At 35.3% G+C, this 14,191-nt stretch carries 14 protein-coding genes; 1 reads left to right on the forward strand and 13 read right to left on the reverse strand.

Translation table 11 applies throughout. The features are described from left to right. Window positions 1-43: 43 nt before the first annotated feature. The 6 genes from LOK41_RS03745 to LOK41_RS03770 all read right to left on the reverse strand — a co-directional run bounded on the left by LOK41_RS03745 (window position 44) and on the right by LOK41_RS03770 (window position 5,970). Entirely contained in the window at window positions 44-1,048 is a 1,005-nt protein-coding gene (locus LOK41_RS03745; protein WP_241815311.1) for a branched-chain amino acid ABC transporter permease, read from the reverse strand. A gap of 1 nt (window position 1,049) precedes the next feature. Next, window positions 1,050-1,910 (reverse strand): branched-chain amino acid ABC transporter permease, encoded by an 861-nt coding sequence (locus tag LOK41_RS03750; RefSeq protein WP_241815312.1) that lies wholly within the window; start codon window positions 1,908-1,910, stop codon window positions 1,050-1,052. 26 nt (window positions 1,911-1,936) lie between these two features. Beyond that, the gene (locus LOK41_RS03755; protein WP_241815313.1) at window positions 1,937-2,641 is read right to left on the reverse strand and encodes a branched-chain amino acid ABC transporter ATP-binding protein; all 705 of its coding nucleotides are present in this window, start codon (window positions 2,639-2,641) and stop codon (window positions 1,937-1,939) included. Next, entirely contained in the window at window positions 2,619-3,392 is a 774-nt protein-coding gene (locus LOK41_RS03760; protein WP_241815314.1) for an ABC transporter ATP-binding protein, read from the reverse strand. The genes LOK41_RS03755 and LOK41_RS03760 overlap by 23 nt, the downstream gene beginning before the upstream one ends. A 102-nt stretch (window positions 3,393-3,494) precedes the next feature. Continuing rightward, window positions 3,495-4,712 carry a substrate-binding domain-containing protein gene (locus LOK41_RS03765; RefSeq protein ID WP_241815315.1) on the reverse strand — a complete coding sequence of 406 codons (1,218 nt, stop codon included), beginning with the start codon at window positions 4,710-4,712 and terminating at the stop codon, window positions 3,495-3,497. Between the two features lie 334 nt (window positions 4,713-5,046). After that, the gene (locus tag LOK41_RS03770; RefSeq protein WP_241815316.1) at window positions 5,047-5,970 is read right to left on the reverse strand and encodes a CobW family GTP-binding protein; all 924 of its coding nucleotides are present in this window, start codon (window positions 5,968-5,970) and stop codon (window positions 5,047-5,049) included. Window positions 5,971-6,613: 643 nt separating this feature from the next. Here LOK41_RS03770 and LOK41_RS03775 point away from each other — a divergent pair. Next, the gene (locus LOK41_RS03775) at window positions 6,614-7,558 is read left to right on the forward strand and encodes an L-lactate dehydrogenase (RefSeq protein ID WP_241815317.1); all 945 of its coding nucleotides are present in this window, start codon (window positions 6,614-6,616) and stop codon (window positions 7,556-7,558) included. A gap of 72 nt (window positions 7,559-7,630) precedes the next feature. Here LOK41_RS03775 and LOK41_RS03780 read toward each other — a convergent pair whose 3' ends face one another. The 7 genes from LOK41_RS03780 to LOK41_RS03810 all read right to left on the reverse strand — a co-directional run bounded on the left by LOK41_RS03780 (window position 7,631) and on the right by LOK41_RS03810 (window position 14,181). Next, window positions 7,631-8,665 (reverse strand): AI-2E family transporter, encoded by a 1,035-nt coding sequence (locus LOK41_RS03780; protein ID WP_241815318.1) that lies wholly within the window; start codon window positions 8,663-8,665, stop codon window positions 7,631-7,633. A gap of 444 nt (window positions 8,666-9,109) precedes the next feature. Continuing rightward, window positions 9,110-10,363 carry a hemolysin family protein gene (locus LOK41_RS03785; RefSeq protein WP_241815319.1) on the reverse strand — a complete coding sequence of 418 codons (1,254 nt, stop codon included), beginning with the start codon at window positions 10,361-10,363 and terminating at the stop codon, window positions 9,110-9,112. Between the two features lie 537 nt (window positions 10,364-10,900). After that, window positions 10,901-11,293, reverse strand: a complete 393-nt coding sequence (locus LOK41_RS03790) for a nuclear transport factor 2 family protein (protein ID WP_241815320.1) — start codon at window positions 11,291-11,293, stop codon at window positions 10,901-10,903. Between the two features lie 29 nt (window positions 11,294-11,322). Further along, complete coding sequence (locus LOK41_RS03795; RefSeq protein ID WP_241815321.1) at window positions 11,323-11,925, reverse strand: nitroreductase family protein; 603 nt, start codon at window positions 11,923-11,925, stop codon at window positions 11,323-11,325. A 73-nt stretch (window positions 11,926-11,998) separates the two neighbouring features. Beyond that, window positions 11,999-12,649 carry a DsbA family oxidoreductase gene (locus tag LOK41_RS03800; RefSeq protein ID WP_241815322.1) on the reverse strand — a complete coding sequence of 217 codons (651 nt, stop codon included), beginning with the start codon at window positions 12,647-12,649 and terminating at the stop codon, window positions 11,999-12,001. Window positions 12,650-12,751: 102 nt separating this feature from the next. After that, entirely contained in the window at window positions 12,752-13,183 is a 432-nt protein-coding gene (locus LOK41_RS03805) for an Rrf2 family transcriptional regulator (protein WP_241815323.1), read from the reverse strand. 128 nt (window positions 13,184-13,311) lie between these two features. Then, on the reverse strand, window positions 13,312-14,181 hold the full coding sequence (locus tag LOK41_RS03810; RefSeq protein ID WP_241815324.1) for a LysR family transcriptional regulator: 870 nt from the start codon (window positions 14,179-14,181) through the stop codon (window positions 13,312-13,314). Window positions 14,182-14,191 lie beyond the last annotated feature (10 nt).

A 14,191-nucleotide genomic window follows, 5' to 3' on the forward strand; every position in this document is an offset into this window, starting at 1 on the left:
TTACCTAACTTCCGCATTCCTTTCTAAACCTTGAGATAAAGTTTCATGCGCTATGTTCAACTTCCTTGCCTTTTTCTGTCTTTTTATTTTGTACTACCTTTCTTATTTTTTTCACCGTTCCAACCAATCCTGTCGGGAAACCTAATAACACAATAATATAAAGTAGCCCAAGGAAAATGGTCCATCTTTCAAAGATTGGATACTGCGCCGCCAGTTCTGATAAATAATACTTTAAAGATTCAATAATTCCAGCTCCTGCAATTGCCCCAATTAATGTTCCAACTCCCCCAATCATTGCCATCAATAGAGCATTCAAAGTCATTTCAATTGAAAAAACAGTTGTATTTACAAAACGTAATGTAATAACAAATAAACCACCGCTAATCGCTGCTACTATCCCTGCAACTATACTCGCAATAATTTTATAGTGAAGAACCTTATATCCAAGTGCTTCTACCCGTTGCTCATTTTGCGAAATTGCCTTCAAAACTTTTCCGATAGAAGATTGAGTAAATAAGCGAAGCAATAAAAAAATCACAAGTAGACATACGAGGGTAATATAGTAAAATGTGAAGCGGTCACGAAACATATCAGGTACCCCGAATGTAAAGCCATCTCCTCCATGTGTCACAGCTCGCCATTTTTCAGCCAGTACAAAGAATAATTGAGAAATAGCCAGTGTTAACATTGCATAAAAATGACTTTTTAATCGTAAAGAGAGCAATCCAATTATATAACTCACTATCGCTGATAATAGAACCGCTATCCCAATGCCCATTAAAAAACTGGTGATTGAAACTTCTTGTCGATCTAATAAAAGCGCGACACAATACGCACCGATTCCAAAAAACATACAATGACCAAATGAAACAATTCCTGTATATCCAAGAAGAAGATCAAAACTCATTGCAAATATAGCAAAGATGAAAATTTGTGTGAGCAAAATGAGTAAGCTCCTTGAATCATTTACGAAAGGGAATACACTTAAACAAATCAATGCAGCTATCCCAAAATATATCCCACCACGGTTAAATGTACTGTTCACCATTTCACCCCTTCTCACCAACCAGTCCCGTCGGTTTGACTATTAAGAAAAACAATAACATTAACATATTGATTGCGAGTGATAAATCAGGTATATAATACGCCGTAAACGCTCCTGCCAATCCAACAATTAAAGATGCAATCGCCGAACCTTGCACGCTACCTAATCCTCCGATAATGACCACAATAAAAGCTAAAATCGCATACTGCATACCCATTTCAGCAAAAATAACTCCTGAATATGTTGCAAGAAGAAAGCCTCCTAACGCTGCCATTCCAGCTCCTAATAAAAAGACAAAGGAAAATATAGCCTTTACGTTAATGCCAAGAGCTTCCACCATCTCCTTATCCATTACACCGGCACGAATCATAAGTCCTATTTTTGTTTTACGTAATAAAAACATCAAACCAATATAAATCACGACCCCAACGACAATAACAAATAAGCGATACTTAATTAATATAATTCCATCAAATGTAAAGCTTCCTTGCAGCCATGATGGTAATTTAGCTCCAATGGGATTCGGTCCCCAAAATACTTTTATACATTCACTAAGTACGAGCATTCCACCGAGTGTAACGAGAAGCTGCCGAACATGATTTCCATAGACCGGGCGAATGAGAAATCTTTCTAAAACGAAACCAAGAAACATTCCCATCAAAATCGCACCTATTAATGCAAGTACATAACTACCCGTCATGTTGAATAGCCATACCCCCGTAAAAGCCCCCCATGCAAACAATCCACCATGAGCAAAATTGAGCACACTCATCAAACCGAAAATTAGTGAAAGTCCAGATGCTAATAAGAAAATAAGCATACCTGTCGAAACACCGTTTACAAACAAATTCACTAACACATCCACGTTCTATACCTCCTTCCGTATCAATGTTAAGAAATCCCTAAATACTTATGACATGTTTCCTTATCTTCTTTCAGTTCATTCATTGGGCCGTTGTGCACGATTGTGCCATTATCCATAATGTAAAAATAATCACCTATCTGGCTTGCCATCATAAAATTTTGTTCCACAAGCAAAACTGTTGTTTTTTCTTTCATTTGCAAAATGGCTGACATTAACTTCTCAATCATAATTGGCGCTAATCCTTTACTTGGCTCATCAATTAATAGCAACCCATCACTATTAATGAACGCCCTTGAAATCGCCAGCATTTGCTTTTGTCCTCCGCTCAACAGCCCACTTTTTTTATTCCAATATTGTTTTAAATCTGGAAATAAATCGAGCATCCATTCTACTTTTCCCGCGACTTCTATCCCTTTCTTTGCTCCCGCAAGAGCAAATGTTTCTTCTACCGTTAAATCATGAAAAATCCCTTGATTTTCTGGCACATAGCCTATTCCTTTTCGCGAAATTAGATGAGTAGATAAACCATTTACTTTTTCATCACAATAATAAATCTCGCCATTAGAAATTCGATGAAACCCCATAATTGAACGTAAAGTTGTTGTTTTTCCAGCCCCATTTCTCCCAAATAATACAGTGATCGTTCCTGTCTCAACCTTAAAAGAAACACCTTGCAAAATATGAAACTGATCCAAATATGTTTCTATATTATCCACTTTTAATAGTGTCACCGTGCAATCCCCCTAAATATGCCGTTTGTACTCGCTCATTCTTCATAATATCCTTCGGCAATCCTTCCGCTAATAACTCACCATGAAATAATACAATAAGGTGATCTGATAAATGCAGAACCATATCCATTTTGTGTTCGATAAGCACAATCGTATTCTCTCGATTTTTCTTTATATTCTCGATTACTTGTAGAATAGCTGGAACTTCCTCAACAGAAATACCCGCTGTCGGTTCATCAAGTAGCAATACATCTGTTTTGAGTGCTAGCAGCATAGCCAATTCTAATTTTCTCTTTTCTCCATGTGCTAAATCCTTCGCTAGCACTTCTTCTTTTTCGTGAAGCAATACTGTCTTCAGAAGACGTCTCGCCTCTCCCATCTGCTGCTTAAATCGCGAGAAGTTTGGAAAAAAACTATAATAATCTTGAGCAAACGACTGTACACTTAAACGTATATTTTCAATTACTGTTAACTCTGGAAAAATATTTGTAAGCTGGAAAGATCGTCCCATCCCAAGGCGAGTTCGCTCTGAAATCGATAACTTTGTAATGTCACGTTCTTTAAAATATACCTCACCTTTTGTTGGAGAAATCTGTCCACTTAACAAGTTAAATAGAGTTGTTTTGCCTGCTCCGTTCGGTCCAATGATAGAAACTAGCTTTCCTTTTGGTATTGCCAAATTCACATTTTTGATAACATGATGTTCACCAAATGAGACACAAAGATTCCGAGTCTCTAATAAACTCTCCACTCTATCCCTCCTCATAAGGATTTTTTATTATTCATTTCAAAAACTAACTATAAAGAGAGGGGACACCCCTCTCTTTACCTACCGGTTAACTAAAAATTCTGATTATTTTTTTTGGATTGGTGGCTCTATTTCTTTCATTGTCAGTTCACGCTCTAAAACAGGTACTGGATAATCAACACCATCTTGTTTTTGAAGCGTTATAGAATAAAGCGTTTGCAACGCTTGGTGGTCTTTTTCTCTAAATTTCATTTTTCCTTTTGGAGTCTCAAATTCCATTCCTTCCATCTTCTTAATAAGCGTATCAACGTCGGTATCACCTTTTGTTTTCTTTAACCCTTCAACGATAGAAATTGCCGCTGACATTCCTCCAGCTGTAAACAAATCTGGAACTGCTCCATTGAAACGCTTCTTATGTTCTTCTACTAACCAATCGTTTACTTTATTTTTCGGAAGTGTATGATAATATACTGAAAATCCTTGCATACCCACTAATGCATCCATCGTTTTTAATGCCGGTATATCCGGTGCTCCAGTTGAAATTTTAATCCCTTGTGCTTCCACATTCATATCCTTTAATTGCTTCCATGGTGAGTTCGCACCGGCCCAAACAACAAATAAATAATCTGGTTTTGAACTAATGATGTTTTGAATATTTGCAGTAAAATCAGTAGAATTCGTATCAGCATATTGTTCATTTACAATATTCGCTCCTAGTTTCTTAGCTCCAGCTTTAAATGCAGCAATTCCTTCACGACCAAAGGCGTTATCTGGCGCAAACGTTGCAATCTTTACATCTTTCTTAGCAATTGACGCTGCACCAGCAATTGCATCTTGAGATGAATTTCTACCTGTTCTAAAAATATATTTATTCCAGTTCTTACCTGTAATACTATCTGCAACTGCAGGTTCAACAACCATTATTTTTTCATATTCTTCCGCTAGTGGTAACACTGCTAATGTATCACTTGAACTCGAGGATCCAACAAGAAAATCAACCTTGTCTTCCTCTAATAGTTTCGTAGCTTTTTTAACCGCTACATCCGCTTTCGTTTCCGTATCTTCTACAACAAACTTAATCTTCTTTCCTTCTACTTTCCCTGTTCCACCTGTTGCATAATCTAATCCTAATTCAAATCCACTTACCGTTTGTTTCCCATATGATTCAAGTGGACCTGTTAACGAAGCAAGAACACCTACCTTAATCGCCTTCTCATCGTCTGTACTTGCCTTTTTCTCTGCACATCCTGCTGTTACTAACAACGAACCAAGAATACATCCCGTAAACACCATTTTTAGCCACTTACGTTTTTTTGCTGACATTGTGATCCTCCCCATACTTTACTTTCTAATAGAATCAAATACGCCATAGCAGTAAACCATCCGTAATCATGACTTTTCGCTTTTAACAATGTGAATTAGGCTGTTAATAAAAATTTCTTGAAGTACCTCTACATTCGCCAGACATTTCCAAATCCCTTCCAATGCATTTGTAAATATTCATACAATTATTCGAATTATACACCCTAACCTTTGAGCATCCACAATTTAGTAAGCATTTTCCGGTGGTGACTAAATGCTACATCCGCTACCATTTGAATACATGTCAAACAGCGGAGAATCTATCATTCTCCGCTGTTTGTTTTATATCAACTCATTAAAACGCATTATTTTCTAAGCTACTTAACCCTGCCTTTAATTGTTTCTTATCTAAACCTTCACCAATAATCACAAGGTTTGTCGGAAATCCAAAGTCCTGTTCCAATAAAATTGGTACCCCAAATGAATATTGTAATAAATGCGGGTACTTATCCCCATGAAATTTTACAAATCCCTTAACTCGATAAATCTCCTGCGGTAAATTGGAAAGCCATTCATATAGTTGATCTTGGTCAATTGATTTTGTAAATTGATATGTCATCGTTTGTATATGTAAATGCTGCTTCACATGTAATGTTCCATGCTCTTCATTCCCTTTAAATTCCAAACCTTCTATATCTCCTAAAGATATATTACAATACTGTGTTTTATACAATTTAGCATGTTTATTAATTGCTGCTACTTCTTCTAAAACTTTTTGCTTCTCCTCATCTTTTAATAAATCTGATTTATTAATGAGGATATGACTTCCATATTTGATTTGTTCATGTAAAAGTTGTTGAATATTTTTACTTAATGTATCGCGATTTAACCATCTCATCGCATCTAATACAACAACAATGGACTTCACATCAAGATAAGGAGCTAAAATAGGTGACAAGCATGCATCTAATACTTCAATTGGGTGAGCCACTCCTGTTGTTTCTATATAAATGACATCGGGTCTTTCTTGTTGATATAAAGAATGTAATTGAATTTCAAGTTCATCTTTCAATGTACAACAAATGCAACCTTTTAAAAGTTCTCTTAAAACATTCTCTTTTCCTATAATATCCGTATCTACTGAGTATTCACCTATTTCATTCATTAAAACAGCTACTTTTCGATTTTTCTTCTTTTCCGCTAATAATAGATTTTGTAGCAGTGTTGATTTTCCACTTCCCAAAAAACCACCTAATATATGAATTTCTACTTTACTCATATTACCGACCATCCATTTCTGCGTTTCTAATATATTTTAAAGCGTAATTATTACGATTTATATTCATTATTTTATTAAAACAACTTCTATTTGTAAACAAAACAAGCTCACTATGTTGATTCCCTCGATATGATAAGTAATTTACTTTATCCCGCTATTTTAGGACAGTAATACTCCCACCTCAAAATTCGGCGGGAGCAAAGAAGCTAGGTGGGAGATAAACTGCCTGTAAAAGCCCGATTGGTGAGGGCTAATAATCAGTGGGGAATGAAGAACCCCCACTGATTAAAGTTTCACTTTATTAGCAACCCGAATTCCACATTCAATTGTTCCTAGTATCCAACCATATGTTAACATTGTATATTCTCTTACAAAATGTATGCCCCCCGATGGCAATGTAATATGAGGAAATAATTCGAGTTCTTTCCTTTGTTCAAAAGCTGTTAATCCTTCGCAAAAATATGAATTTTGACTTCAGCTAAGAGATATCTATGTTTCATTCCTTATAATTAATACCTATTTGAACAGATATATTTTGAAATACTTGAATATCTTTCATAAAATGTAATAAACTAGAATTGTTTCTATAGAAGTAAGACCTATCTTACATATCAAAATTACTGAAATAGTGAGGAATTGTCATATGAAAAAAGGTATTGACCGTGTTGTATTAGTAGGAACTGGAGCAGTAGGGTGTAGCTATGCTTACTGCATGATTAACCAAGGTGTTGCAGAAGAATTTGCTCTCGTTGATGTAAACGAAGCGAAAGCAGAAGGAGAAGCTATGGACTTAAGTCATGCGGTTCCCTTTGCTCCATCACCAACAAGAGTTTGGAAAGGTAGCTATGAAGATTGTAAAGACGCAGATCTTGTTGTAATCGCTGCTGGTTTACCACAAAAACCAGGTGAAACACGTTTAGACTTAGTTGAGAAAAATGCTAAGATCTTTAAACAAATCGTTCGTAGTATTATGGATAGCGGATTTGATGGCATCTTCTTAATTGCTACAAATCCTGTAGATATTTTAACTTACGTAACATGGAAAGAATCCGGACTACCAAAAGAACGGGTAATTGGTTCTGGTACAACTCTAGATTCTGCTCGTTTCCGCTACATGCTAGGAGAATATTTCAATATTGGATCTCACAATATTCATGCCTACATCATCGGTGAACATGGCGATACAGAACTCCCTGTTTGGAGCCACGTATCAATCGGAATTCAAAAACTACAAACGATTCTTGAAAAAGATAATGAACATAACCAAAAAGATTTAGATGAAATCTTTATAAATGTTCGCGATGCAGCCTATCACATCATTGAACGAAAAGGTGCAACATACTACGGCATCGGCATGTCGCTTTTACGTGTAACAAAAGCAATTTTAAATGATGAAAACAGCGTATTAACTGTATCTGCATATCTTGAAGGCCAATATGGACAAAATGATGTTTATATCGGTGTTCCTGCCGTCTTAAACCGTCAAGGAGTTCGTGAAATTTTAGAAGTTGAACTAAGTGAAGACGAGGAGTTAAAGTTCGATCACTCTGTTCAAGTACTGAAAGAAACAATGGCTCCTGTACTGTAAAATACATGCTGATTATGCCTTCAAAAAAAGCAATCCAAAGATATTGGATTGCTTTTTACATAACTTGAAAATTCATTCTACATTTGGATAAGATTTCTCTCCATCGTGCACCTCAAGCACGTCAAGTAAGAAAATAAAGATCGGAATCCCAATAATAAGACCCCATATTCCTAAAAAGTGTTCTGAAAAGATAAGAACCATAAATGTATAAAAGATTGGTAAATTCGTTTTTGCGGACATAAATTTTGGATTTAAGAAATAGCTTTCAATTGCGTGAATGACTGTAATAAAAATTAATATGTATACGACATAGGCAATTCCACCGATGTTATACGCAATAATACAAAGTGGAAATAATGAAATAATCACACCTGCAACAGGAATGAGTCCTAGCAAGAATACCATGACAGCTAATACAAGAAGTTGTGGAAAACCGAGAAACACAAGTGCAATCACAGTGAGAATACCATTTACAACAGCTATCAAAAACTGTGCTTCAATCACTTTTCCAAACGACCTCGCAAACCTTTTACCGAAATATGTGAGTTCCTCATAAAAGATTCTCAATTTACTCTCCTTAAACTTAGAGGTAAATCGAATAATGCGCTCCTTTTCTAACAAGAAAAATAAACTCAAAATAAGAGAGAGTAAAATTTGCAAACTTAACTTCCCAATATTCGCCAAAGATTGATAAACGACATCTACCCCTTGTTCAATATACTTTGAAACTTCCATTTGATTAATCGTCGAAAACGCATATCGTATCATTTCATTATCGGGTGGGTTCTGAAAAAAGAGTTTAAACTGATAAATCAATTGTGAAATTTGTATCGTTAACACAGGCAAATATTTATATAACGTAGTAACAATAAACGTCACTAAAACAATGTATAAAAAAGCGATAATCAATTTTCTATTTATCCGTACAAAACGATTAAGCTTTTCAGAAATAAACCTTTGAAATCGATCCATTAGAAACGTAAGGATAAAGGTAATCAAAATTAAATTAATCATACTTTTTAGCCCGTATAATATAAGAGCTAAAATGATTAATACAAGGAACCTCTGGAACCCTCTACTTTGAAAGAAACTTTTCATTTGCATCATTTATTTCAAACTTCCTCTCCCAGTTTCTTTATCTTGTTTTATCATGACTAGTTCTATCAATTCCCATAATAAAGTTGCTCTTTACAACATCTTATGACTAAAACTCTTAAATCTTTCTTTTAACTTCGAAAAGTCCCATTTTCCATCTATATTGTAATATTCTCAAACAACTCCTGCTTCGTATAGTATTACAATTTTCAAAAGCTCTCCATTCACAATCTTATGAGCTCTACCCTTTATATGCAAGCACTCCCTCGTTTCATATAATCCATAACGACAAAGTGCAATTTTTCACTCTTCTTTATATACATTGTGTTCTTGCTAAATCGTATAATCCCTCTTTATATTTGTACAAGCAAATATAAAGTGCTACGATCCTTTTTCAGTATGCTTAGACATTTTAAAATGAAAAAAGCAAGAGAACCGTCTTCCATTCCTCTTGCTTCATTCCTCGTTCTCTATAGGGAGAATCTCTATCATAACTTTTCGAATTCGGTAATGATTAACCTCATGTACAGTAATTTGAAGGTTTTCAAATTGAAATGTTTTACCTTCTTTCGGAATTCGCTCAAGCTTTTCAAAAATCCAGCCGCCAAGGGTATGAGCTTGCGTTTCAGGCATTGGGACATTAAACAATTCCACGAATTCTTTTAACTTAAACCGGGTATCCACTTTATACAAAGACTCATCCAGCTTTTTCACCATGATTTTCTCATCGTGCTCGTCCCAAATGTCTCCTACCAATATTTCGAGAATATCCTCAAGGGTGATTAATCCAAAAGTTCCTCCAAATTCATCGACAACGATAGCCATTTGGCTTTTCGTCCTTTGTAATTTATGCATTAGAGAACCACTACTCATTGACTTCTCAATAAACAGAGGATATCGTAAAAGTTTCGCAATATTGACCTCATTATGCTGGATAAGCTCAGACATGAATTCACGTTCTGTCAAGAATCCTATAATATTATCGATGTTTTCTTTGTAGACTGGAATTTTCGAATATCTTTCCTTCAAAAAAACTTTTTTAATTTCTTCAATTGATTGATTTACTTCTACGGCAATAATATCCATACGTGGGGTGAAAATTTCCTCAACCATTATTTCTTTTAACTCCAGGGTCCGGTGAACGAGCTCCTTCTCGTCCTTATTAATAATCCCCTCTTTTTCACTGATGTCTACCAATAACTTAATTTCTTCCTCTGTAATAGATGGCAGGTTTTCGGTTTTTCCGAATTTTTTAGAAACAAATTCTTTCAGCTTATGGTTCAAAACATTAACCGGCGTTAATAACCTCATTTGAAAAAGTAAACTTCGAGAATATTTCAAGGAATATTTTCCAGCATTTTCATTCGCAATGGTTTTTGGTAAAATTTCGGCAAATATTAAGATGATAATCGTCATGACAATTGTACTAATAAGTAGTCCAGCTCCCTCTCCGAAAAGCTTCGCTGCCACAGTTGTCCCAATACTAGTAGCGGCCACATTCGTAATATTGTTCCCTATTAAAATGGTAGATAGGGCTTCGTCAAAGTGTTCGGTTATATATAAGGCTTTTTTACTGCCTGGTTTGTTTTTACTAGCATAATATCTTAACCTGATTTTATTAACACTTGAATAGGCCGTTTCTGCCGCTGAATAGTATGTTGATAAATAAAGTGAAACCACAAGCACAATAATTAAGACAATAGTATCCAATATAATTCACACTCCAATTAGATTGAAACAGGCGACAGTTCTTTTGCCTCAAATCCAATACCTATTTTTAATCCCAATGAATAGATTGAAGATTTTTCCGTTACCTATTTTCAGAAAATAAATAGAGTAAGTGAAAAAGGATAAATCCCTTTCTTCGCCCTTGTGGAACATCAGTGTGCAAATAACTGCTACCTAGCCCCAGCCAATGTAGGGTGTATTTAAACTTTCTAAATTTAACACATCTGATGTTAGACATCTGAAAAAAAGAGACATAAGAACCTCCACTTACTCTACTTATAATATATGAATCATTTTTAGAAAGGATTGTGGGTTTGTCCATCCTCAGATGAACATTTCGAGAAGGTTAAGTATTGATAGAAGAGGGTTGTCGAAGACTGAAAAGAAGCATAAGAACCGTCCCTATGCTTCCCTAAACGAAGACGGTATACTCCACCCAATAACAAATCTTTGTTTAAAAGCACACAAAAAAGAGAAACTATTTCTGAAACAGCTTCCCTTTTCACTCTCTATTTACTATTAAGAAGGTAGTAGTGCTTGTTGAACAGTATGGCTATCAACATATTGTTTGAATCTTACAATTTTTCTATTACGCAATTCCCAAACATGTACAAAATCAGCTTGAAATGCTTTACCTGTTTTTTTATATACTCCAGAGTATATCCCTTCAGCAATAACGACTTCTTTTTCATTCACCTCATGATACGTATGCACGCTCGCTCTAAAATCATCCCATTCTGATGCTAGACGGCTAAAAACATTTTCTATTACAGCTTCTACCCCAACATACGTGCCACCATATGGGAACCCTGCCGCTTCTGTCCACTCTACTTCTTTTGAAAGAGCCTTTATTAAGTAATCTGGACTTTGATACGTACTACGAATGATTTGCAAATTTGTACTTTCTGTCATATATTACTCCCTATACTTCCAAGGATATTTTAGTAAAATTCCACTACATCTTCAGTAGGTAAGAATGTTCTTTCACCCGGTTGTTCATTTGGCTCACCAAATGGCATTTGTCCTACTAAGCTCCACTCTGTTGGAATATTCCAAGTTTCTTTCACTTCAGTATCTACAATTGGGTTGTAATGTTGTAATGATGCTCCAATTCCCTCTGCAGATAATAGCATCCAGACAGTATGTTGTAACATTGCATTTCCTTGATGAGACCAGAATGGGAACTGTTCTTTATATAATGGTGCATTTTCTTGCATTTGTTTTACTGTCGCTTGATTTTCAAAGAATAGTACTGTTCCTACTCCTTCACGGAAACCTTTTAGTCTTTCTACAGTTGTTTCAAAATTTTCTGCTGGCACGCGAGCTCTAAGTGTTTCTTTTACAATATCCCAGAACTTTTCATGCTCTGCATCCATTAATACAACCATACGGCCACTTTGCATATTAAAAGATGTTGGTGCATGTAAAGCTGTTTGTAAAACTTCATTGATTCTTTCTTTTGTAATCGTAGCATTTTTTGTTACTTTTCGAATTGAACGACGGTTCACAATTGCTTCTTTTAAGTATGTTGTAGTTACCGACATGATAATCCCTCCAAATTTATACGTTTTATCATTTATTTAAACAAATCGATTTGACTCTTTGATGAAAGATGGATTAGCAATACCCATCCGTATTACATTGCATACCTTCAAATGAATTTGTTTTATCCTTTTCGATTTCTTTATCAATTACTCTTTCTAATGTTTCTTTACTAGCAAGCCCTTGAATGACTTCATCTCCAATCATTACAGTTGGAACAGCCATAATATTCGCTTCATCGTATGCATGTTGAATCGCTTGCTGATGTTTTTCTTTATATTTACGAGTTACTAAAGCATCTTTAAATTCGGCTTCAGGAAGCCCTACTTCTACTGCTAATTTTGTTAATACATCTATATCTTCAATATTTTGTTCTTCCTGGAAAAACGCAGTAAACACTCGGTGATGGTACTCATTTCCAAGTCCGTGTTCCTTCGCAAATTGGCACCCTTCAAAAGCTAAATGTGTATATGGATGCGGCGAAACACGTGGCAATCTCATTTCAACTCCTAATTTCTTTGCAGTAGGAAGAATGAATGAATCCCATGAACCTAACTTTTCCGGCTCATTCCAAGGATCTATTTTAGAATATGGACTTGGACGTAATTCAAATGGCATCCATTCGATTTCTACATCTTTCTCCTTCGCTACCTCATCTAATGGACCTTTTGCTAAAAAGCAAAACGGACAAATAAAATCAGAGTACACTTTCATTTTTACAGTCATATGATTACACCTTACCTTTTTTTGATTCCATAAGTTGTAACAGAATTAGTTACATTCATAAGAAAAAAATATGCATCCTCTTTTTATCGAGCTTTGCATGTTTTAAGCATTCATTTTCTCTTGTAACGATTCAAACAAATGCTCCATCGTGATACTTTTTAACACTTCTTCCATCGCAGATTGTGCTTGAATTAAAATCAATTCTAATACAGCTTGAATACTCGCTCCAATTGGACAATCTGGATTCGGCTGTTCATGAATGTGAAATAGCTTATCTTCTTCAACTACATTTACTGCATGATATACATCTAATAATGTAATTTCACTTAAAACCTTTAATAACCCAGCCCCACCTGGCCCTCGATTTACATAAACAAATTTGGCTTGTTTTAAGTAAGACATTATTTTTCGAATTACAACCGGATTTGTATTTACACTCTCAGCCATAAATTCAGAAGTACAAACAGAAGATGGATTGTTTTTCAAAATGGATAAAATATGAACAGCTATAGAAAAGCGGCTACTAATTTTCATCGTAATCACCACCTTGATGTAATCATTATAGTTACAACAAGAATGTAAGTCAACCCTTTCTATAAAAATTTTTTTGACATGTGATAGCAATAAGTAAAAAGGCACCTTACAAACAAGATGCCTTTTTACTATTCTGCAAACACCCCTTGAAATTCTTCAATAAAAAGTTGAACAGCTAGTGAAGATTCTTTTAATGAAGGAACAGCTAACGCAATTTCTCTCCATACTTGTGGTTGTAATTCTCTCGTTTGAACATTCGGTGGTAAATCTGATAAGGATAATTCAGCTAATATAGCTAACCCTAATCCCTCTTGTATCATATTCAAGGATGTCCTCACAGTAGACACAACGTATTCAATACGAAGCGGTACGGAAGCTTGCTTAAACATTTCTATAATTGGTGGTTCATACCCACCTTTACAAATAATAATTGGTTCATTTTCTAAATCTTGAATTGTAATTGTCGCTTTCTCCGATAGAGGATGATCATTTCTTAAAACAACAACCATCTTTCCCTTCGTTAAAGGTACAATTTCCATTTCTTTATTTGGTAAAATTACGATTCCTACATCAATTACACGTGACAATAGCCACTCTTCTACTTCTTTCAGTGTTCCTTCATAGAGTATTAATTCTAAGTTCGGATATTTCTCGCGAAAGATATTAATCATTTTAGGCAGGAAATATGCTGATGCACTTGGAAAACTTCCAATTCGAATTGTACCAACTTCATGCCCTTTCTCCTTCGCTACTTCTTGTTCTACTTTCTCAACGCCATTTAAAATTTCTCGAAAATGAACCAAAATACGATTCCCTACATCAGTAAGAATCAAACCTTTTCGTTTATCACGTATGATAAGTGTTACACCTAATTCCGATTCCACGCTAGAAATAGCATGACTGACAGCTGGTTGCGTCATATTCAAGGCTCGAGCTGCCTTCGTAAAACTTCCTAATTCGACTACTTTTACAAAAACTTGAAGTTGCGTAATGGTCATAACTAATTAC

Source organism: Bacillus sp. TL12, assembly GCF_022625245.1.
Classification (GTDB): Bacteria; Bacillota; Bacilli; order Bacillales; family Bacillaceae_G; genus Bacillus_A.

What these genes read in the sequence shown, in the direction of transcription:
- LOK41_RS03745 (WP_241815311.1), bottom strand. Translation starts at nt 1,048, where the DNA reads ATGGTGAACAGTACATTTAACCGTGGTGGGATATATTTTGGGATAGCT.
- LOK41_RS03765 (WP_241815315.1), bottom strand. Translation starts at nt 4,712, where the DNA reads ATGTCAGCAAAAAAACGTAAGTGGCTAAAAATGGTGTTTACGGGATGT.
- LOK41_RS03770 (WP_241815316.1), bottom strand. Translation starts at nt 5,970, where the DNA reads ATGAGTAAAGTAGAAATTCATATATTAGGTGGTTTTTTGGGAAGTGGA.
- LOK41_RS03775 (WP_241815317.1), top strand. Translation starts at nt 6,614, where the DNA reads ATGAAAAAAGGTATTGACCGTGTTGTATTAGTAGGAACTGGAGCAGTA.
- LOK41_RS03780 (WP_241815318.1), bottom strand. Translation starts at nt 8,665, where the DNA reads ATGATGCAAATGAAAAGTTTCTTTCAAAGTAGAGGGTTCCAGAGGTTC.
- LOK41_RS03790 (WP_241815320.1), bottom strand. Translation starts at nt 11,293, where the DNA reads ATGACAGAAAGTACAAATTTGCAAATCATTCGTAGTACGTATCAAAGT.
- LOK41_RS03795 (WP_241815321.1), bottom strand. Translation starts at nt 11,925, where the DNA reads ATGTCGGTAACTACAACATACTTAAAAGAAGCAATTGTGAACCGTCGT.
- LOK41_RS03800 (WP_241815322.1), bottom strand. Translation starts at nt 12,649, where the DNA reads ATGACTGTAAAAATGAAAGTGTACTCTGATTTTATTTGTCCGTTTTGC.
- LOK41_RS03805 (WP_241815323.1), bottom strand. Translation starts at nt 13,183, where the DNA reads ATGAAAATTAGTAGCCGCTTTTCTATAGCTGTTCATATTTTATCCATT.
- LOK41_RS03810 (WP_241815324.1), bottom strand. Translation starts at nt 14,181, where the DNA reads ATGACCATTACGCAACTTCAAGTTTTTGTAAAAGTAGTCGAATTAGGA.